Raw genomic sequence first — 21583 nt, 5'->3', positions numbered from 1 at the left:
CAAAAACCCCGCATTTGACGGCCTCCACGGGCCGCCCATTCATGAGCGATTCCTCCTCGACTGACCCTGCTTCGAACGACCCATCCGAGGATCCAAACGTTGTGCCCGCTGGCGCGGCAGCCGGCGACGGAAATTCAGCCGAGGCGAATGCTGGTCCACAACGACCTGTGGAACGTGTTTCGACGGGGCCGTCGGCAAATTCGGAGTACACCGACAAGGATTTGCTGCACCTTTCGGACCTCGAGCACGTTCGCGAACGTCCCGGGATGTACATCGGTGATACGACCGTTCGCGGTCTGCACCACCTGGTCTACGAAGTCGTCGACAACTCGATCGACGAAGCGATGGCCGGATTCGCGAAATCGGTCAGTGTGATTGTGCACACCGACGGCAGTGTCACGGTCGAGGACGATGGCCGTGGGGTTCCTGTCACACGTCACGATCAATTGTCAGAAGAACTTGATCGCGAAGTCAGCACGCTCGAGGGCGTGATGACGGTGCTGAAGTTCGGCGGCAAGTTCGAGAAAGGGGCCTACCAAACTTCGGGCGGTTTGCACGGCGTCGGTGTGACGGTTGTGAATTTCCTGAGCCAATGGGCCGAGGTGGAAGTCAGCCGTGATGGTTCGACTTGGACTCAAGGCTACGAACGCGGCATTCCCACCGGTCCGATCCAAAAAGGTCGGCCGACAAAGAAGACAGGCACGAAGACCACGTTCAAAGCGGACGGGCAGATCTTCAGCGTCACCAAATACAACTTCGACACACTGCAAAAACGTCTTCAGGAACTCGCATTCCTCAACAGTGGCGTTCGCATCAAGTTTCTTGACGAGCGAAACGGCGAAGGTGGCGATTACCAGTATGACCGCGGGATCGTTGAGTTCGTCGAACACCTCAACCGCGCCAGCGATGTGTTGCACGGAGACGTGATTCAGTTTGTCGGCGAGAAAGACGGAGTCGAGTATGACATGGCGCTGCAGTACAGCACCGAGTTCACCGAAACCGTTCAGTCTTACGTCAACAACATTCACACGATCGAAGGCGGGACGCACGTGTCCGGCTTCCGTTCGGCGTTGACGCGGACGCTGAACAATTACGGCAAGAAAGAAGGCCTGTTCAAAAACACCACGCCGACCGGCGACGATTTTCGCGAGGGTCTGACGGCGGTGATCAGCGTGCGGGTTCCTCACCCGCAGTTTGAAGGTCAAACGAAGACCAAGCTTGGTAACGGTGAAGTCGACGGCATCATCACCAGTGGTGTTGGCGAAGCGCTGAACAAGTACCTCGAAGAGAATCCTCGAACGGCCAAAGCGATCGTTCGCAAGGGATTGCTCGCCGCCGAGGCTCGCGAAGCGGCTCGCAAAGCCAAGGATCAACTTCGCAAACGAAAAGACGCCCTCGGTGGCGGTGGTTTGCCCGGCAAGCTTCGCGATTGCATCTCCAAGAACATGGAAGAGTGCGAAGTCTACCTGGTCGAAGGTGATTCGGCCGGTGGATCGGCCGAAGGTGGGCGGATGCGTGAGTACCAAGCGATTCTGCCGCTTCGCGGTAAGATCATCAACGCTTACAAGAGCCGCGAAGACAAGGTGCTGGCCAACGAGGAAGTCCAGTCGATGATTCAAGCGATCGGTACCGGAATCGGTGCTGATCAGGATCTTTCGCGACGTCGGTACAACAAAGTCATCATCATGACTGACGCCGACGTCGATGGCAGCCACATTCGTACGTTGCTGCTTTGTTTCTTCTATCGGCAGATGTATCAACTGGTTGCCGCCGGTCACGTGTATGTGGCTCAGCCGCCGTTGTTCCGGGTCTCGCAGGGCAAGAACCGGTACTACATTCAGTCCGAAGAAGAAATGAAGGGCCAGTTGCTCGAACGTGGTTTGAATGACACACGATTCGAGACCGAAGACGGACGCAGTGCAGAAGGGGACACAATGCGTGCACTTTGCGTCGCGCTTGCATCGATGGAAGATGCAATTCTTGCGTTGGAACGTCGTGGCGTCAGTCTGCGAGTTCACAGCGAACGCTTCGATCCCGTTACCGGCAAGCTGCCTCCGTTCTTGTTGACGATTTTGGGTGGAGAGCATTGGTTCATGAAGCAATCGGATGTCGAGGCATTCCTTGCTGAAAACGATGCCACGTTGGATATCGATCAAGCTGAAGAAGAACTGAACGTCGACGGTGAAGAGGTCGTCAAAAGCGATGAGCCCGAAAAGGTGGTCGCTCACTTGGCCGAGCTTCACGAAGTCCGGACGATCAACAGCGGCTTGAAGGATTTGGAACCACTCGGTTTCGGATTGCAGGATTTGATTCCCGCCGACCGTACCGGTTCCACCACCGCCAGGTTCGAACTGGTTCGCGGCGAGGACATGCGTCGTCCGCTGGAAGACTTGCGAGAGTTGTTGCCTGAGGTGCGAGCCGCCGGTGAAAAAGGTCTGCAAGTGACTCGCTTTAAAGGGCTGGGCGAAATGAACGCGGAAGAGCTCCGCGAAACAACGCTCGATCCCGCCAACCGGACGCTGGTGAAGGTCAACCTGACCGACGCGGGTGCGGCCGACGAAATGTTCCGTTTGTTGATGGGCGACAAAGTCGAACCCCGTCGCGAATTCATCGAAACCCACGCACTTGATGTGCGAAACCTGGACGTCTAGCACGATGGTCACACCGCCTCCCAGAGACAACACCGAAGGTTCGGACATCGAAACTGCGGAGGCGTTGATCCAAAGCGTTGCCCAGGTCAAAGAGCAGGTCGGCCGAATCGTGGTCGGGCAGAGCGATGTGATCGAGCAGTTGCTGATCGCGATCCTGGCTCGCGGCCATTGCTTGTTGGAAGGCGTGCCGGGACTGGCGAAAACGTTGATGGTTCGGACGTTGGCCAGTTCGATGAGCCTGGATTTTCGTCGGATTCAGTTCACACCTGATCTGATGCCCGGCGACATCACGGGCACGGACATCATCCAAGAAGATCACGAAACCGGACGTCGCGAGATGTTGTTTCGTCCCGGCCCCGTTTTCACGCAAATGCTGTTGGCCGACGAGATCAACCGGACACCACCCAAGACGCAGGCGGCGCTTTTGGAAGCGATGCAGGAACATGAGGTCACCGCGGGCGGCAAGACCTACGCTTTGAAGGAACCGTTCTTTGTTCTTGCGACCCAGAATCCGATCGAGCAAGAAGGGACCTATCCGCTTCCCGAAGCGCAGCGCGATCGGTTCTTGTTCCACGTCGTCGTTGGCTATCCGTCACGCGATCAAGAAGCCGAGATCGTTGAGCGAACCACGTCCGGCGATTTGGCGGATGTTCAGCCCGTCGTCAGTGGCGAAGACATTTGCAAGTTTCAGTCCGTGGTTCGTCGGGTCCCATTGCCTGAGCACGTGAAGAACTGGGTGATCGATGCCGTGCGCGCCGCGCGGCCGAACGAACCCGATGCGAAGGATTGGGTCAAAGAGTGGATCCAATGGGGGCCCGGCCCGCGAGCGAGTCAACAATTGGTGTTGGCGTCCAAGGCCCGTGCGTTATTGCACGGTCGCACACACGTGACGCTTGAGGACGCACAGGCGTTGGCGTTGCCAGTGCTTCGTCACCGAATTGTGCCAACATTTTCTGCCGAGGCGGATGGGATCGCGGTCGAGGATTTGATCTCGCGATTGGTAGCCGAGCAAAGTGTCGGCACCGCGTCGGTGCTTTAGAGTTAGATCGGTTCGCCTCGTGGCCTGTCGCAGCTAAAAGTGAGGGCGTCCGCTACCCTGAAAACAAGTCGTGACCGGCCACTAGCTTTCTACTCGTGCCGCGCGGCCGTAGCTTCCTAGCACATGAGTGTGATGGGTCGCTGTTTGAAGGTCTTCGATTGCTTTCGCGATCGCGACGTCTTGGCAGTGGCCTGGAAACTCAACGACGAAAAAATATTCGTTCTTAGTGCCAGGTTGAGGGAACGATTCGATCCAGGTCAGGTTCAGTTCATGTCGTTTGAAGATGCCCATCACATCGGCCAATGCGCCGGGTTGGTGGGCAACTTGAAACAGCAGCGTCGTTTTGTCTTGTCCGGTGGGGGCCGGTTGTTCGTGGCCGAGCACCGCGAATCGGGTCACGTTGTCGCGGTTGTCTTCGATGTTGGCGCCGATGACACGAAGTCCATGGCGCCGGCCTGCGGCCTCGCTGGCGATCGCGGCGATGCCAGTTTGGGTCGCGGCCAGTTTCGCGGCTGCCGCGGTTGAACTGCATTCGATCAGTTTCGCGTGAGGCAGATTGTTGGCCAGCCAGACGCGGCACTGAGAGATCGCTTGCGGTTTGCTGTGGACTTCGGTGATGGAGTCGCGATCACACATCGCGAGCAACTGGTGATGGATTGCGAGTTGCACTTCACCGGTGATCGAGACTTCGCCTTTGGATAGTCTGCCGAAGGTATCGACGACACGGCCGTCAGTGCTGTTCTCGATTGGTACGATTCCGCCGGCGCAGTCACCTCTGCCAACGGCGTCAAAGACAGCCCCGATCGAAGACACTGGCAACAGGTTGGCGGCGTCGCCGAAATATGCCAACGCGGCCAAATGGCTGTAGCTGTCCGGTGGGCCAAGGAACGCATACGTGCCCGGACGAGTGGCTCGCCAGCAAGCCGACGCAACGTGTCGCAGTATGTTCCGCTGGACTTCACTGTCTGGCACGGCGGCGTTTGAGTCTTCGTTTCCGGAGCCTGATTGCACGGATCGGTCCACCACGTGATCGATCGATGCCAGAGTGCTGGCCCAGTCCGGGTTGGGATTCGACACCGTGTTTTCCATCATCGCTCGGCAGCGTTCACGCAGCAGATCGAGGATTTGGGTGTCGATCGATGCGATCGTATCGCGTGGGTCAGCTGAACTCATGGGAGTGAATTTTCGGGCGTGAGCGAAAGGTGACTGCCGTTTTGGCAAGGCAGCATTGTGGCATGGAGCGAAGTTTTGGGTGGGCTGCCAAAACGGTTTTGAAGGATTTTTTTAAAACGCGTGGCTGTGTTTTTAGTCGGCGAAACACGTGTTTTTTGATGGTTGTCTTTTTGGCAAGCACGCTGTGAGAGGGGCTCTGGCACAGATCTTGCCATATCTGTGGATCCAACCAAAAGGCTGACGAAATGGACCGCTCAGGGGCCGCGGTCGGCCCGGCGAAATCCAAATTCATATCATTTGACACCCACCATCCCGTTCGGACACAGGAGCTCACGCATCATGGCACAAGGCGAAAAAATCATCGGTATCGACCTCGGGACCACCAACAGCGTGGTCGCGATCATGGAAGGTAGCGAGCCAAAGGTTATTCCAAACCCTGAAGGCAACCGGCTGACTCCCAGCGTGGTCGCTTTCACAGACAAGCAAGAAACCATTGTCGGCGAACCCGCTCGACGTCAAGCCGTCACCAACCCGAAGCGTACCGTGTACTCGGCAAAACGTTTCATGGGACGTCGTCACAACGAAGTTCAATCGGAAGAAAAAATGGTGCCCTATGGCATCACCGGTGGAGCTGGCGATTACGTCAAGATTCAAGTTGGCGACAGCGAATACACGCCACAAGAAATCTCCGCCAAGGTTCTTCGCAAGTTGAAGGAATCGGCTGAGTCGTACTTGGGGCACAAGGTCAACAAGGCGGTCATCACCGTTCCCGCATACTTCAACGATGCACAGCGACAAGCAACCAAAGACGCCGGCCAAATCGCCGGTTTGGAAGTTGCTCGGATCATCAACGAACCAACCGCGGCTGCACTGGCTTACGGTTTGGACAAGAAGAAGGACGAAAGCATCATCGTCTTCGACTTGGGTGGTGGTACGTTTGATGTCTCGGTTCTGGAAGTTGCTGATAGTGGTGACGAAGAACAAGAGAGCCGCGTGTTCCAAGTTGTCAGCACGTCGGGTGACACTCACCTCGGTGGTGATGACTTCGACGAAGCGTTGATCAACCACGTTGCCAGCGAATTCCAAAAGGAAAACGGCATCGATCTTCGTAACGACGCGATGGCGTTGCAACGTTTGCAAGAAGCTTGCGAAAAGGCGAAGAAAGAACTCAGTACTTTGCCAGAAACCGACATCAACTTGCCCTTTATCACGATGGATGCTTCGGGGCCGAAGCACCTGACGATGAAGATCACTCGATCCAAGTTTGAAGAACTGATCGATGCATTGGTGGAACGTTGCCGTGGGCCAGTCTTGCAAGCGTTGAAAGACGCTGGCATGGACCCCAAGGACATCGACGAAGTTGTCTTGGTCGGTGGTAGCACGCGGGTGCCAAAGGTTCGCGAAGTTGTCAAAAGCATCTTCGGCAAAGACCCTCACCAAGGTGTGAACCCCGACGAAGTGGTTGCTGTTGGTGCCGCGATCCAAGGCAGTGTCTTGGCTGGTGACCGCAACGATGTGCTGCTGCTCGACGTGACTCCATTGACGCTCGGAATTGAAACCGAAGGTGGCGTGATGACCGCACTGGTCGAACGCAACACCACGATTCCTGCCGAGAAGAAGAACGTCTTCAGTACCGCCGCGGACAACCAAACCGCCGTGACCGTTCGAGTGTTCCAAGGGGAACGCAAGATGGCCAACGCGAACCGATTGCTTGCTGAATTCAACCTGGAAGACATTCCTGCTTCACCGCGTGGTGTGCCACAGATCGAAGTCAAGTTCGACATCGACCAAAACGGCATTCTGAGTGTTTCGGCGAAGGAACTGAAAACCGGGAAAGAAGCCAACGTCGAGATCAAAGACAGCGGCGCGTTGTCCGACAGTGACATCGAGCAAATGCAGAAAGACGCGGAAGCCAACGCGGAAGAAGACAAGCGACAATTTGAATTGGTCGAGGCTCGCAACAAGGTCAACCAACAGGTCTACCAACTTGAGAAGTTGATGGGCGAGAACGACGACAAGTTGTCCGATGACGACAAGGCTCCGATGAACGCTGCGATTGAAAAGGTCAAGAAAGCCGCGGAAGGCGATGACTTGGCTGAGATCAAAGCTGCATCGGACGAATTGGAAGCCGCCTCGCAAGCGTTTAGCAAGGTCTTGTACGAAAAGACTGATGCAGCTGGCGAAGCCGGTGCTGATGCGGCAGGTGCCGCTGGTGCAACCGCGGGCGGCGGAGACGATGACGACGCGATCGACGCGGAGTTTGAAGTCAAAGAGTGACCCAACCGATGTGAGTCGGACGGTTGATTCCTTTCGGCTCGCACGTTTTTGATAACGGCGAGTCTCGCTCGGCTGCAGTGCAGCCAAGCGGGCGCTCGCTTTTTTTATGCCCGTTCATTTTGTCTCGGCAATTCCATTCGGCGCGGGAATTGTATTGCTGATCCTCCAGATTGATTCCGCGTCCCACCTCCTTATCCCACCCCCTTCTCTGTCTGGAGATTCTGATGGCCTTTCGAATCGACAAACTCACAACTCAAGCTCAAAACGTGGTCGCTGAAGCGCAAGCTCAGGCCACTTCCGCCGGCAACGCCGAGATCGATCCGTTGCATGTTCTTGCCGCCGCGGTGAACCAGCGAGATGGCATCGCGACGCCGTTGCTCGAAAAGATCAACGTGGATGTTCCCAAGCTGAAGTCATTGCTGGCGAGTGAATTGGAAAAGCTTCCCAATGCATCCGGCATGGGCCAGGCTCGCGTCTCCGCAAAGCTGCAAGCAGCGCTCGAGGCATCGGCGACATCAGCTGAATCATTGAAAGACGAGTACGTCAGCACCGAGCATTTGCTGGTAGGTTTGGCACGCACTGACAACAAAGCGAAGAACCTGTTGTCTTTGCTTGGCGTGTCGGACAACGATCTGCTGACCGCGATGAGTCAAATTCGCGGGTCGGCTCGCGTCACCGACCCCAATGCAGAATCGACTTACCAAGCCCTTGAAAAGTTCGGCATCGACCTGACCCAGTTGGCTCAAAGTGGCAAGCTGGATCCTGTAATTGGACGTGACAACGAGATCCGTCGCGTGATTCAGGTTCTTTCGCGTCGAACGAAGAACAATCCGGTTCTGATCGGCCAGCCTGGTGTCGGTAAAACAGCGATCGCGGAAGGGTTGGCACTTCGTATCTTTGAAGGTGACGTTCCACAAAGCCTCAAAGGCAAGAAAGTCGTCTCGCTCGACATGGGAGCACTCGTCGCGGGAGCCAAGTTCCGCGGTGACTTCGAAGAGCGTTTGAAATCGGTGCTACGCGAAGTCAAGGATTCCGATGGCAAGGTGATTTTGTTCATCGATGAATTGCACCTGGTTGTCGGCGCGGGCAATGCCGAGGGGTCGGCGGACGCGGCAAACTTGCTCAAACCCGAGTTGGCTCGCGGTGCCTTGCGTTGCATCGGTGCGACGACGCTCGATGAGTATCGTCAGCACATCGAGAAAGATGCGGCGCTCGAACGTCGGTTCCAACCAGTGTTCGTGGGTGAACCGAACGCCGAAGACACCATCGCGATTCTGCGAGGGCTGAAACCTCGTTATGAGTCGCATCATGGTGTCCGGATCACCGACAGTGCTTTGGTTGCCGCCGCGAATCTATCGGATCGTTACATCGCAGATCGATTTCTGCCGGACAAAGCGATCGACTTGATCGATGAAGCGGCCAGTCGTTTGGCGATGGAGAAGGAGAGTGTGCCTGAACCGATCGATCGTTTGCAGCGACGTCTTCGCCAATTGGAATTGGTGCACCGTCAGTTGGTGGATGAACAGGAAGCTTCTGCGATCGACAAACGTGTCGAAGTGGAAGAAGAAATGGAGTCTGCCAAGGCGGAGTTGGCCAGTTTGAAGGAGCAATGGGAAGCTGAGAAAATGGGATTGGACGACGTCCAGTCCGTGCGACAAGAAGTCGATCAGCTTCAGCATCGTTTCGCTCAGTTGGACGCGGAAGCCAAGGAGAAGCAACTCCGAGGCGAAAGCCCCGAGTATGCGTACAGCGAAATGCTGCAAGTGCAATCGCGGCTTCGTGAACTGCAGGCCCGTATTGATGATGCTGAAAAACATGACGATTCAGCGGATCAGGCCAAAGAGGAGCCGGGAGACGAGAAACGTCGACTGCTTCGAAAAGAAGTTACCGAGGAAGAAATCGCAGAGGTCGTCAGCACTTGGACGGGAGTTCCCGTCACTCGAATGATGGAAACCGAACGAGCCAAGTTGTTGGTGATGGAAGAACGATTGCATCAACGGGTTGTTGGCCAGGATGAAGCGGTCACCGCCGTTTCGGACGCGGTTCGTCGTAGTCGCAGCGGGTTGCAAGATCCCAATCGTCCGATCGGTTCGTTCCTATTTTTGGGGCCGACCGGTGTTGGGAAAACGGAGCTTTGCAAGGCACTCGCTGAAGTCATGTTTGATGACGAATCCGCAATGGTTCGTATCGACATGAGCGAGTTCATGGAACGGCACAGCGTGTCGCGACTGATCGGTGCTCCTCCCGGCTATGTCGGCTACGAAGAGGGCGGCAAGCTCACCGAGGCTGTTCGCCGGCGACCCTACGCTGTGATTTTGCTCGATGAAATGGAGAAGGCGCATCCGGATGTGTTCAATGTTTTGTTGCAGGTGCTCGACGATGGGCGTTTGACTGACGGGCAAGGACGAACGGTGAACTTCACCAACACGGTCGTTGTGATGACCAGCAATGTCGGTAGCCAAGTGATTCAGCGAGTGACGGAGGAAGGCGGTGGCGAAGATGAAATGCGTCAGGCGGTGGAGGAAGCTTTGAAGGCGAGGTTCTTGCCGGAGTTTCTCAACCGGATCGATGACACAGTGATCTTTCATCCACTGCAGCAAACTCAGATTCACAGGATCGTTCAATTGCAACTCGAAGAGCTTCAATCACGATTGGCAGCCAATGGCCTGTCATTTGAGATCTCGGACGCAGCGATCGATCAAATTGCGGAAGTGGGTTACGACCCAGCGTATGGTGCACGACCTCTGAAGCGTGTTATCCAGCGTGAGGTGCAGAATCCGCTCGCTTCAGCGATTTTGAAGAACAGCTATCCCGAGGGCACGGTGATCAAGATCGATCACGATGGCGATCAATTCGTGTTCTCTGGGTGAGTTGTTTGTCGCTGAACCGCATGCGACAATTGTGGGCCTGAGTGCCAACTGAAGTTCCGGCCAGAGCATTCGCCCGTTTGCGGCGGATGCCGGCTTGATTCGGACATTGTCGGTTGAGACTCGATTTAATGAGATTGTTTTGTCCCCCATCTTTCGAAGGTTTCGTACATGATGATGCAACGTGTTGCCTTGATGTTGACGTTGGTTTGCGTTTCTTCCGTGGTCGCTTCAGCCGAGGAGAAGCCAACCTTTGATTCGGAACGATCAAAGATCACTTTCATCGGTGCAAAACCGGATGGAAAGCACGAGGGTGGGTTCAAGAAATTCACCGCCGAGGCGACTTTGAATCTGGAAGATCCTAGCAAGGGATCATTGAAGATTGAAATTGATGCCACAAGCCTTTGGTCGGATGATGACAAGCTGACCAACCACTTGAAAAATCCTGATTTTTTCGACGTTCGCAAACACCCGAAGATCACATTTGAATCGACCAAAATCGAACATGATGCGTCGCAAGACAAAGTGAACATCGTTGGTCATTTGACGATGCTTGGTAAGAAGGTGGAGGTCACGATCCCATCGATGCCAAAGCTGACCGAAGACATGTTGGTCTTGGCGGCGAACTTTGACATTGACCGAACCAAGTGGGGCATGACCTACGGCAAAGGCAAGATCAACGACGAGGTTGCCATCCGCGCGTTGCTCGTTTTCAAACGATAAGACCGTGGAAACTCAAATCCTAATTTGGTGCGTGATAACGCCAGCGATCTTGTCGCTGGCGTTTGTCTTTGGTGCCTGGGCAATTCAGCGGTCCGAGCCGAATGCTTGGGCACGACCCCTGCCAGCAGTGCTCGCTGTGATTGGTTGGTGGGTCGCGGTCAGTGCCTGTATGTACGCGAGGCAAGATTTGGATTGGTCCGCGCTGGAGGCCTGGCAAATTGTATTGGCCCCCATTGGGATCGCGTCGCTTTTGTTGGCTGCGTGTCCGTGCGAAGTGGATTCGTTGCAATCGGCGAGCCCGCGAACGAGCTTTAGTTTTTGGTGGGTGATTGCTGGCCTGGGATCCGTGGCGATTGCGATGTGGACCATGCCAACCGGTGATGGATGGACCGATATGTTGCCGCTTCATCGGCCTTGGATGGCATCCGTGGCAGCTGCATCGCTGATCAACATTTGGTCGTTGGATCGGATGCGAAGAAATGGTGCCGAAGCATGGGTCCTTTGGGTTGGGTTGGCTGGTTTGGTCGCACCCACTTTGTTGGCGGCCAGTGCTTACGGTGGTTTGGCGGAATGGATGGTGAGTGCACTGGTTTCGACATTTGTTTTTGCGGTCGCCGCAGCGCTGATGCCTAACTCAACTATCGGAAGATTGTTTCCGGCCGTGCTTTTTTTGGCGGCGAGCACCACAGCGACGGGGCGGTTCTACACCTATGAAGATCATCCGACTTGGTTGTACGGATTGATCCTGTTGATGCCAACTTGCATCTCGATCCCGGATGCGTGGCTTCTAGAAAGATCGACGTTGATCCGAGTCTCCACGGCGATCGCTGTCGCGGTCGTTTTACTCGCCGTCATCGGATGGTTCTTGCTCGGTGATTCAATGTTTGGTGAACCGACCGAGGAATGGTGATGGGGGAGTGGAAGTGGTTCAGGGCCACAGGGCCACAGGGCCACAGGGACTCAGGACTCAGGACTCAGGACTCAGGACTCAGGACTCAGGACTCAGGACTCAGGACTTGTTCCACTGGCAGAGGGCGTTGACGTAGGCGGAGCCTCCGTCTCGGTTCCAACCGTCGAGTTGGCTCGGTTCTTTCAGTTGTTGACCGCGACGCATGGGCGTCACAATGAAGCGACTATCGATGTCCGAAAGCGTCGTCATGTCGCCCCATAGTTTTTCAAATTGGGCGACTGGGAACACATCTTCCTGAGCGTGGCCCCAGCGTTTCTTGACCTCTTTGAGTGTGATGTAGGTTGGCAAGCGAGCGGCCATTTGGCGGACCGCTGAGTCGACTGCCGATGCATCATTCAACGAATCACGATTCAAGCCGAACGAATCAAGCAATGCATCGATGTCGATCCAGGTTGTCATCGAGTTGTAGAACTTCAGACCAAATTCGATGCGTTCGTCCGGCATCGCAAGTCCCTCGACCAGTCGTGGACGACCGGCGACGAGAGCCAATCCACCACCGCGATCTTCCAGTCGTCGCGGAATGACTTCGTAGCTGAGAGTGGCTCCTGACTCGATGTGCAAACCAAATAGGCCTGGGGCAACATTGGCACCAAGGGTGTCGATGTTGTGCAGCATCAAATACCGGAGAGACGGTTGGTCTCGCAACATCTGCGAGAGCACGCCATTGCGGAAGAGGTTGGGGACTTCATACCAGTGCCCGACTGGATGCACGCACTGCGCCGCGACATTGTCGGTGTAGTCTGACCCTTCTCCCGTCTGCTGGGCCCAATTCGCGATCGCGGATCGAGCACTTTCTCGCATCTTTTGTTGTTGTTGATCCAGGACCTGTTGAGCGGTTTCTTCCCACAGGAAATGAAGGTCGCGAACCATCGGGACCATTCGTAACCCGACGCTTCGTCCGCTGGACACGTACACTGGGCCTTCGTGGCCATAGTTCTCAGTGCGATCCAAGACGGTCCGGATTGCTTCGTCGGTCATCCAGCTGGTTGTGATGACGTGCGGAATGGTGCCGCCGTTTTGGGACGTTGCAGCACGGTTCTTTGCCAAGTGGATTTCGAGGAAGCTTCGATGCTTTCCGGCGAACCGATGAAACGGGTGTAGAGCTTTGCAAACGCCTGCACCTTGCGTCCAGCGACTGCCAACGCCCGCCGCTAACGTGACGACTCCGATCTCTCCATTGGAGATGGCTTTGGAACCAATGTCGGCCAAACGGTCGTCTAGGCCGTCGCGAGTGTCAGTGACATGTTCTTTGGAGACGTCGGTGATTTTGAGGTCACGGGAAAGTCGGTTGGCTGCCAAGCCAAATTTGCCGGCTCGCATGTCGGCCCGGATCTGCTCATGTTGAGATCGATCAAAGCCGCTTCGTTTCAGAATCGCCGCGAGCGAGTCATCGCTCGTTTGCGAATCGTCTTTCTTGTCGCTGCTGGCTTTGTCATCCGATGGTAAAACGCTTCGGAGTAGCAATGCCGCGTTCGCTTCTCGATCATTTGGGTCGCTGCAACGCCGTGAGATGCCCGCCAATTCTTCGCGGGTTTGAGGCGACAACTCTCGCAGGGGCTTGCGAAGCCATTTCGGCATCATCAACGCGTAGTACTTCTGCGGTAGCACGGCGGACTGAGCCGGTATCAATTCAGCAAACGTTCCGTCGTCATTGATTTGGAAGTCATAGACAACCGGATCCATCGCGAATGGCAACGCGGTTTCCAATTCGCGTTTGACCGTCACCATTTCTTGGCTGAGCCAGTCTTGTGCGTCTTGTTTGATGGTTGGATCAAAGATGAATCCCATGCCGCCACCGGACATGCCGCCCAACATCCAAAATCCCCAGAACTGATCGCCGTACTGTTCGCGACAACGCTGGATCATCACGTCCGTGAACCGGTTGGTTGCCCAAGGAATGATCGATTGCAGGGGGCCTTCGAAGTTCTCGGTGGTCAGCGAACCAAGACGGCGGATGTCGCCTTGTTGCAGTGCCTCAACAACCTCGTCGTAGATCCGCATGGCTTCTCGGCGGCCGGCCCATTGATCACGTCCACGAACGAGATAGTGCTCGGTGACCATTTCCAAGATTGGACCAACGTTTTGGGCCATCCCACCATGAACGACGACCAGCGAATCCTGCAGTTTTTGTCGAGCTTCGGTGCTGACGCGGTTTTCGCCCAAGACTTCGTGGTCGGGCATCAAGCGTCCGCGACTGATTCCGAACTCGGGATCCTCTTCGCCGGCAATCTGGCCGCAAATCAGTTTGATGCCGGGCCAGACACCGCCTGAGTCCTGCCACCCGCCTCCGCTGCCGCCGATCCATTCACCCAAGATCGCGCGCGCCGCGATCAGGCGTCGGTCGGGTTCGGTCAGCTCGCCCTGCAGCGACTGGATTTGACCGGTTGCTCGCATCAGGTTGCTAATGAGCGAACCGAGCAAGTTCGTCGAAACTGCCAGACGAGAACCCTTCGGGATGTCGTTGATTTTGGAAACCAGTTCCAAACCTTTGCCACGACCGACGACGCGTTCGAGCAGTGATGCCATGTCGGAGCCGCAACCTTCCAGTCCCGGTGGGACGACACCGGCGGCGATCACAGCGGCTTTGAGCAACCCGAGGTAGTCCCTCGCAAAGTCAAACATTTCGGCGATGGTGGTCACTTCGACGCTGGCATTGAGGTCAACGCTGACCAACCGAAACACCGGTTTGTCGATCACTCGCAAGTAGGTTTCAATCGGCGGTCGAACTTGGTCGTCTCGTCCTCTGACGCCGAGGTCGACCGAGACGTTGATGACGCGAGCACCCTCAGGGTAGTCCATTCCCAAAAAGAAGATGTCACTCCACGCTGAGTGAGAAACGTCCATGCGAACGGCGGTGGTTTCTTTTAAAACCGGCGAAAGATTCGGGGCGTCTTTGGTTGGCAACAGCTCCTTGCGGATGCGAAGTGGGTGTTCGGCAACATGTCCCAAACGAAACATCCATTGGTTGCCACGAACGGTTCGGACGCTGTGGCGAACTTGATCGGCCAGCGTTTGAAAACCTAGTTCGTGGTACGCCGATGCTAACGCACTGGACAATGAATCGCTGGCACCATCGGTCGACTGGACTTCTAAAAATTCATCGATCGCTTCTTGAAAGCGTCGTCCGAGCAGATGTTCGTAACCTTCAAAGGGGATGCTGCCGGAACTGGATTGATCCAAACGTGGCGGAAGGTGGTACCGATAAATGGCCGACAGAAAAAACAACGCTCGCACACGTTGGTACAAGTTGTCTTCTTGACGCCGAAAGCGATCCAGTTCGGTGATGTGGTCAAGCAACTCGGATAGCGTGGCGTCTTCTACCAACGATTCGAGCGAGCGATCACGTAGGTCGACTTGGTCGGTGGTGATCGTTTCGATCAATGCGTTCATGGAGCGAACTTCCGGCATCAGTTGGATCCTTCCAAAGGAGACGATTCGGATGGCGGGTCAATGGTTGCCGCGACTGGATGTTCCGCTCGCGTGGCGAGAAGTTCAACCAGTTCGGTCAGCAACAGGTCTCGATCGCGTCCGGACAAGCCTATGGCCAGTTGTGCGATCAGAACTCCGTATTGTTCGCCGATGTTGTAACGACGTCCCCGAAGTTGATAGGCAAGGTATTTGCCGCGATGAGGAAGTTTGGCCATCGCATCGGATAGCGAGGGCCGTTCCATGCTTTCATCGGAGGCAACTTCGTGAAGGCATTCCATCACCGCGGATGTCAGGACGTGCATGCCGAAGTAGCCGAGGTAGTAGCCGCTACGCAGGCCCGGCGTGATCAAGGATTGTTCCGCGAGCGTGGGCGTTGGTTTTTCGACAACCGTTCGCACGTCATACAAACCATCGAATCGAGGCACGCTGGTTCCAGCGACAATGCCAAAGTATGGCAGGCGATGTTCTCGAGTGGACTGGACCGCGGAGACCGGACAGGAGTGATGTTCGGCCATCTCGATCAGTTGTGCCGCGCAACTTTTTGAAGTTGCCGACAGGTACAGGTGATCGCCAACGAGATGTAGAAAGGGATCGTCTCCGCAAAACGATTCCGCTTGCAGGATCGCGTCGGCGTACCCGAGCGGTCGTTCTTGATGGACAAATTGAATGTTGCCAAGCGAGCCACCGGCGGCCTTGCGGTAGTTGTCCTCGTCACCGGGCTGGATCACGACGCAGATCTCTTCCACGCCCGCCGAGAGCGTTTCTTCGACGATCAGCTGCAAAGCTGTTTTTTCCTCGCCCGAACCGTCGACCAGTCGTTGCAGCGGCAGGGTGTTTTGGTTGGGGGCCGCGGCGGTGATAACCGCTTTTCGAACTCGCATGGATCGATCTTTGAGATAAGGAAAAGGCAATGATTAGTTGCATCGACCCACAGAATAGTCGAGGCGTGATCGGTCGCCACCGGATCGCACCAATTGGGGTGCTCGAGTGCGAAATCCCCCACCGCGGATGCGGTCAGCTATCCTGTTGGCGTTCCGCTTGGAAGGACTGTGTCGGTTTTTCCGTTGTTGCGGGATTGATTGAGGGTCTCTGAAATCAAAGGTTGGTAGTGCGCGTCATCTCCGTTTCTCGCGACGTTGTGGTTTGGTCGTTTCTCTTGGCGTCATGGATCGGCATCGGAATTCCTTGCCGAGCCGACTCTGGTTCACGTCCCAACGTGTTGGTTGTTTTGACGGATGATCAGGGGTGGGGCGACCTCAGTCTGCACGGCAATCCCAATTTGCAGACGCCGCACATCGATTCGCTGGCCCGCGATGGAGTTCAAATCAAGAACTTCTACGTGTGTGCGGTTTGCTCGCCGACTCGCGCAGAATTTTTGACCGGTCGGTATCACACACGATCGGGTGTGTTCAGCACTTCGGCGGGTGGCGAGCGATTTGATTTGTCCGAGCGGACGATCGGTGACGCTTTTCAAGCAGCGGGTTACCGGACCGCGGCGTTCGGGAAATGGCACTCAGGCATGCAGGCTCCGTATCACCCCAACGCTCGCGGGTTTGATGAGTTCTACGGTTTCTGCAGCGGGCACTGGGGCAACTACTTTTCACCGATGCTGGAACACAACGGCAAGATCGTGAAAGGCGACGGATTCATCGTCGATGATTTAACTCAGCATGCGATCGACTTCATGGAACAAGATCGCGAAAATCCTTTCTTCGTGTATTTGCCGCTGAACACGCCGCACTCGCCGATGCAGGTTCCCGATGAAGATTGGGAAAAGTTTGAAGGCAAGGAAATTGTGCCGGATCCAAGACCGGAGAACGCAAAGAAGGAAGACGTTCAACACACACGAGCGGCATTGGCTCTTTGCGAGAACATCGACGACAACGTGGGACGCTTGCTCGATGCGTTGGATCGTCTGTCATTGAGCGAGGATACGATCGTGGTGTTCTTCTGTGACAATGGTCCCAATGGTTCTCGGTTCAATGGCGGATTGAGAGGTCGCAAAGGTGCGGTTCACGAAGGCGGTTTGCGTTCTCCCTGTTTGATTCGATACCCCGGCAAACTCCCAGCCGGGCAAACGGTCGGCGGAATCGCGGGAGCGATCGATTTGTTTCCGACCTTGGCTGATCTTTGCGACGTCGAGGTTGGTTCCACCGCTGGGCCGCTGGATGGCATTTCGCTGGTCGATGGCTTGCGCGATTCGGAATCCGAACCCGCGGAGCGTTTGATCTTCACCGCATGGGGTGGAAAGTTCAGCGTCCGATCCAATCGGTATCGCTATCACGCCAACGGCGACTTGTTTGACATCGTGGCTGATCCGGGCGAGACACAATCGGTCGCCGAGGAACAGCCCGTCGCAACGGCACGGTTGAAGCGGGCTTTGCAGGATTGGGTAAAGGAGACCAAACCTCGTGATCGGAATCATTCGGAGGAGCAGGTCTTTCCGGTTGGACATCCCGATTATCCGTGGACCCAGCTTCCCGCTCGCGATGCACGGGCAACCGGTGAGATTCGTCGCAGCAACCGGTTTCCCAACAGCAGTTACATGACGAATTGGCATTCGACCAAGGATGCCATGACCTGGGATGTTGATGTACTGGCCGGTGGCCAATTTGACGTGGAGGTGTTCTACGCTTGCCCCGAGTCGGCTGTGGGGACGCAATTGAATTTGGAATGGAAGCAGGGCGATGCGACTGCGACAACCGATTCCGTTGTGACCCAGGCGAATCCCTCCGGACCGATTCACTTAGACAAAGACCGTTCGAAAAGAGCTGAAAGCGATGAGAAGGATTGGAAGAAAATGTCGCTCGGCCAAATTGATTTGTCCAAGGGCAGGGGACGCCTGTCATTGACCTGCCCAAGAATCATGGGCGAGGATGGGGAGACTCGAGGATTGGAGATTCGGCTGATGATGCTGCATCGCGTTCCCGCCGAGTGAGCGACCACACCTGAAAAGCGAACAGAATGACGGAATCGGAAAAGAGAAAATCGCGAATCACGACTCGAACGCTGCAGCGCATGCGTGATCGTGGTGACCGGATCACGATGTTGACCGCGTACGATTTTCCTACGGCAAAAATTTTGGATGAAGCCGGCGTTGATGTTTTGCTGGTCGGTGACACGGTGGGAATGGTCGTGCAGGGGCATTCGACGACCCTGCCGGTGACGATGGATCAAATGATCTACCACGCCGAAATGGTCGGCCGGGCGGCGGAGCACGCGATGGTGGTGGTTGATTTGCCTTTTCCGGATGGTCAGCTCGATCTGCTTCATAGCGTCCGTTGTGGGGCTCGCGTGCTGAAGGAAACTCAGTGCCATGCGGTCAAGTTGGAAGGCGGTGCCGAGCAAGCCGAACGGATCGAAGCGATGGTCGGTGCTGGCATTCCAGTGATGGCCCACATTGGACTTCGGCCACAGAATATCCATGTCGAAGGTGGCTATCGCTTGCAGCGCGACATCGAGAGATTGGTTGCGGACGCGAAGGCTGCTGAGGCTGCGGGCGCTTTCACTGTTTTGATTGAATGCGTTCCCAGCGAAGCCGCCGCCGCGATCACGGATGCGGTGAAAGTCCCAACCATCGGCATCGGTGCGGGCCGTGATGTTTCTGGCCAAGTCTTGGTGACCCACGACATTCTCGGCCTGACGTCGGGTTATACCCCCAAGTTCACTCGGTTGTTTGCTGATGTCGGTAACACCATCCGAGAAGCGGCCAAGTCGTATTGCGACGAAGTGAAGGCAGTAAGTTTTCCGAGCGATGCCGAATCGTTTGAGTGATTCGCGTTGGCGTCGTCGCCGAATTAGATCTGTATTGATTTCCCCAACATTGAGAATGCAACGTGCAAATTTTTGAATCTTTGGATGAGCTTTCCAACGCCGCCGCGGACGCTTTTTGCAAAGCTGCGAAAGAAGCGATTGAGCAGCGCGGTGTGTTCCGCGTGACATTGTCCGGTGGATCGACGCCCAAACGCCTGTACGAGTTGTTGGCGACGAAGGAACTGCCTTGGCAAAACATTGAGTTCTACTGGGGCGACGAACGCAACGTCACGGAAGACAACTTGGACAGCAATTACCGAATGGTTCGTGAGGCGTTGCTGTCGCACTTGCCCGCCGACTCACTACGTGCGTTTCCGGTTCCGGTTGATCCTGACAATCCGGCCGCGACCGCAGAAGCTTACGAAAAGACGCTCCGGGAGACGTTTGCAGGTTCCGATGTACCGACGTGGGATTTGGCTCTGTTGGGAATGGGCGATGACGCGCACACGGCGTCGTTGTTCCCTGAGACCAAAGCGATCGAGCAGAACGATCGCTGGTTCGTGGAGAATTGGGTTCCGAAGATGGAAACCTATCGCTACACGCTGACCTCGCCCGCAATCAACTCCGCTCGGCAGCGTTGGTTCTTGATCGGTGGATCAAACAAGCGTCAGGCACTCGCCAGTGTTCGTAGTTCCGCCAGCGACTTGCCCGCGGCATTGTTCCCATCGCGATTGATTGAATCGCCGACTTGGTTTGTCACACGAGATGCAGTGGCGATTTCTTAGAACAGATTCGCAATGGCGTTGATGCACCACACGAAGATCATCACCATCAATCCCAGCAGGATGATGAGCGAAATCACGATCGCCATCAGGATCGGCCAAACGCTGCCGCGGTGTTTGTCTTCGACGTAGTACTCTCGCAACAAAAGCAGATTGCGATGGTTGGCTTTGTAGAACAAGTCAAAGATATTGCCCAAGACGGGAATGGTGCCGACTAAAGCGTCCAGGCCCACATTGCCCAGCATTCTCAGCACGAGTCGCGGACTGGCTCCATTTCTCGCCATCGTTGCGATCAGGATTCCGGATAAACCCATGCTGATCGCGTCGCCGGCTCCTGGCACGAGTCCAAGGATGAAGTCCAATCCGAAACGCACCTTTGTCCCAGGGATCCGGAATCGCGTGTCCAGCAATCGGCTGTAGCGATCGACCCATCGCAGCGATTTGTGGCCGAGTTGCAGTTCGGTCAGCACCGCTGATTCACCGGTGAGCGATTGAGAAGCAGATTTCATGGGTGCGAATGGTCTCGAGATGATGGTTGGTCTGCGTCGTCAGAAGCCTCGTTGCAGTCCGGGGGTGATGTCCAAGTCAAGCGACGCGAATTGTTCGGCTTCGAACTTCTTCCACGCGATCGCGCCCATGACCGCGTTGTCAGTGCACAGGTGCGGCGGGGCGATCCAAAGCTCAAAACCATCTTGATCGGCCGCCGCTTGTAGGTCGCGTCGCAGACGTTGGTTGGCTGCCACGCCGCCGCCGACGATCAGCCGATTGGCTTCGTTTGCATTTGATTTGTTGCGATTCTTGTGCCGCTTGATCGCTCGGCGGCACTTTGAAACCAAAACATCTACTACAGCTGCTTCAAACGAGGCGCAAACGTCTCTTTTGACTTGATCTGAAATCTCCAGCGTAGAAAAGTCCTGGCGTCCGGGACCAGCGATCGCGTACCGAACCGCGGTCTTCAGTCCGCTGAAGGAGAAGTCATCACCCGGGTCGTGGATCATCGAGCGAGGAAAGGAGTAGGCCTTGTCGTTTCCTTCGGACGCGAGCTTGGCGACTTCGACGCCGCCGGGGAATGGCAGCGACAGCATCGCGGCGACTTTGTCGAAAGCTTCGCCGGCGGCGTCATCAATTGTTCCGCCGAGGTATTCCAGTTCGATGGCGGTGTGGCAAACATAAAGGCTGGTGTGGCCACCGGAAACGATCAGGCCGATCGCCGGGTAAATGTTCTTGGGTGCCCCGTCGATCAACTGGCACGCGTACAAGTGGGCGTGCAGGTGATTGAGCGCGACGAGCGGTTTGCTCCAAGCCAAGGCGAGCGTTTTGGCAGCAACGACACCGACCAGCAGCGATCCAGCCAACCCAGGTCGATCGGCCACCGCGATCGCGGTGAGATCTTCGCCACATACATCGGCTTGCTTCAGCGCCGTGTCGATCACCGGCAGGATGCGTTCCAGGTGGGCTCGGGCGGCGATCTCAGGAACGACCCCGCCAAACTGTTCGTGCAGCGTTTCTTGGGTGGCGATGCATTGCCCAAGGACCGTGCCGTCACGGCGAATCACGGCTGCTGCGGTTTCATCGCAGGTGGATTCGATCGAAAGCAGCAGCTCAGGTGCGGCGTCCGACGTCATAGTTGGACTCGTCCGAGCACGTTGTAGGTCGGCCCTTGTTTCTCAAGGAAACTGCCGACAACATGAATTTCTCGGACGTTGAATTCGCCGATTTCATCTTCTTCAAATTTTCGCCAGCGATTGATGACGTCTGAGTTGGCACGACGGGTTCCGCTTCGCGTTCGCCCCACAGTCAGGTGAGGTCGGTAATCTCGGGGTTCGGGTTTGTATCCGAGTGCGGCGAATCGTTTTTCAAGATCCGCGACCAAATGGGTCAGTTTGGATGTGAAATCATCGACGGCCACCGTTAGTACC

At 55.9% G+C, this 21583-nt stretch carries 15 protein-coding genes; 9 read left to right on the top strand and 6 right to left on the bottom strand.

Features of this window, described 5'->3' with window-relative positions:
* Positions 1–41 precede the first annotated feature (41 nt).
* Both B2R17_RS06250 and B2R17_RS06245 read left to right on the top strand, forming a co-directional pair.
* Positions 42–2651 (top strand): DNA gyrase subunit B, encoded by a 2610-nt coding sequence (locus B2R17_RS06250; RefSeq protein ID WP_008661132.1) that lies wholly within the window; start codon positions 42–44, stop codon positions 2649–2651.
* Between the two features lie 4 nt (positions 2652–2655).
* Positions 2656–3690 (top strand): AAA family ATPase, encoded by a 1035-nt coding sequence (locus B2R17_RS06245; protein WP_286763294.1) that lies wholly within the window; start codon positions 2656–2658, stop codon positions 3688–3690.
* Between the two features lie 81 nt (positions 3691–3771).
* Here B2R17_RS06245 and pheA read toward each other — a convergent pair whose 3' ends face one another.
* Positions 3772–4863: a prephenate dehydratase gene (gene pheA, locus B2R17_RS06240; RefSeq protein ID WP_286763293.1), complete on the bottom strand. Its 1092-nt coding sequence runs from the start codon at positions 4861–4863 to the stop codon at positions 3772–3774.
* A 339-nt stretch (positions 4864–5202) separates the two neighbouring features.
* On the opposite strand from pheA, the gene dnaK reads away from it, so the two are divergent.
* From dnaK to B2R17_RS06220, 4 genes are all read left to right on the top strand, one after another.
* A complete protein-coding gene (dnaK, locus tag B2R17_RS06235) occupies positions 5203–7140 on the top strand; it encodes a molecular chaperone DnaK (RefSeq protein ID WP_008661135.1) in 1938 nt (645 codons plus the stop codon).
* 224 nt (positions 7141–7364) lie between these two features.
* Positions 7365–10010 carry an ATP-dependent chaperone ClpB gene (gene clpB / locus B2R17_RS06230; RefSeq protein WP_286763292.1) on the top strand — a complete coding sequence of 882 codons (2646 nt, stop codon included), beginning with the start codon at positions 7365–7367 and terminating at the stop codon, positions 10008–10010.
* Between the two features lie 168 nt (positions 10011–10178).
* Positions 10179–10730: a YceI family protein gene (locus B2R17_RS06225; RefSeq protein WP_008671079.1), complete on the top strand. Its 552-nt coding sequence runs from the start codon at positions 10179–10181 to the stop codon at positions 10728–10730.
* A gap of 4 nt (positions 10731–10734) precedes the next feature.
* Positions 10735–11640, top strand: coding sequence for a hypothetical protein (locus B2R17_RS06220; RefSeq protein ID WP_286763291.1), 906 nt, complete (start codon positions 10735–10737; stop codon positions 11638–11640).
* A 99-nt stretch (positions 11641–11739) separates the two neighbouring features.
* Here the strand turns inward: B2R17_RS06220 and B2R17_RS06215 are convergent, their stop codons facing one another.
* Positions 11740–15108 (bottom strand): UTP--glucose-1-phosphate uridylyltransferase, encoded by a 3369-nt coding sequence (locus B2R17_RS06215; protein WP_339887956.1) that lies wholly within the window; start codon positions 15106–15108, stop codon positions 11740–11742.
* Positions 15108–16010, bottom strand: coding sequence for a sugar phosphate nucleotidyltransferase (locus B2R17_RS06210; RefSeq protein WP_173401830.1), 903 nt, complete (start codon positions 16008–16010; stop codon positions 15108–15110). Before B2R17_RS06210 ends, B2R17_RS06215 begins: the two co-directional genes overlap by 1 nt.
* Positions 16011–16237: 227 nt before the next feature.
* On the opposite strand from B2R17_RS06210, the gene B2R17_RS06205 reads away from it, so the two are divergent.
* From B2R17_RS06205 to pgl, 3 genes are all read left to right on the top strand, one after another.
* Entirely contained in the window at positions 16238–18067 is a 1830-nt protein-coding gene (locus B2R17_RS06205; protein WP_286763289.1) for an arylsulfatase, read from the top strand.
* A 26-nt stretch (positions 18068–18093) separates the two neighbouring features.
* The gene (panB, locus tag B2R17_RS06200) at positions 18094–18903 is read left to right on the top strand and encodes a 3-methyl-2-oxobutanoate hydroxymethyltransferase (protein WP_286763288.1); all 810 of its coding nucleotides are present in this window, start codon (positions 18094–18096) and stop codon (positions 18901–18903) included.
* A gap of 62 nt (positions 18904–18965) precedes the next feature.
* Positions 18966–19667 (top strand): 6-phosphogluconolactonase, encoded by a 702-nt coding sequence (gene pgl / locus B2R17_RS06195; RefSeq protein ID WP_286763287.1) that lies wholly within the window; start codon positions 18966–18968, stop codon positions 19665–19667.
* Here the strand turns inward: pgl and B2R17_RS06190 are convergent.
* The 3 genes from B2R17_RS06190 to thpR all read right to left on the bottom strand — a co-directional run.
* Positions 19664–20173 carry a DUF4112 domain-containing protein gene (locus tag B2R17_RS06190; protein ID WP_008671069.1) on the bottom strand — a complete coding sequence of 170 codons (510 nt, stop codon included), beginning with the start codon at positions 20171–20173 and terminating at the stop codon, positions 19664–19666. The two genes, pgl and B2R17_RS06190, sit on opposite strands and share 4 nt — an antisense overlap.
* A 39-nt stretch (positions 20174–20212) precedes the next feature.
* Positions 20213–21289, bottom strand: coding sequence for a tRNA (adenosine(37)-N6)-threonylcarbamoyltransferase complex transferase subunit TsaD (gene tsaD, locus B2R17_RS06185; protein ID WP_286763286.1), 1077 nt, complete (start codon positions 21287–21289; stop codon positions 20213–20215).
* Positions 21286–21583: RNA 2',3'-cyclic phosphodiesterase (gene thpR / locus B2R17_RS06180; RefSeq protein ID WP_286763285.1), on the bottom strand; the 298-nt coding region annotated here is incomplete at its 5' end. The genes thpR and tsaD, both read right to left, overlap by 4 nt.

It is taken from the genome of Rhodopirellula sp. UBA1907 (genome assembly GCF_002337565.1).
In the GTDB taxonomy this organism is placed as follows: Bacteria; Planctomycetota; Planctomycetia; order Pirellulales; family Pirellulaceae; genus Rhodopirellula; species Rhodopirellula europaea.
Note: the sequence above shows the minus strand (reverse complement) of the source record. Positions and strands in the feature narration are given on the sequence as shown.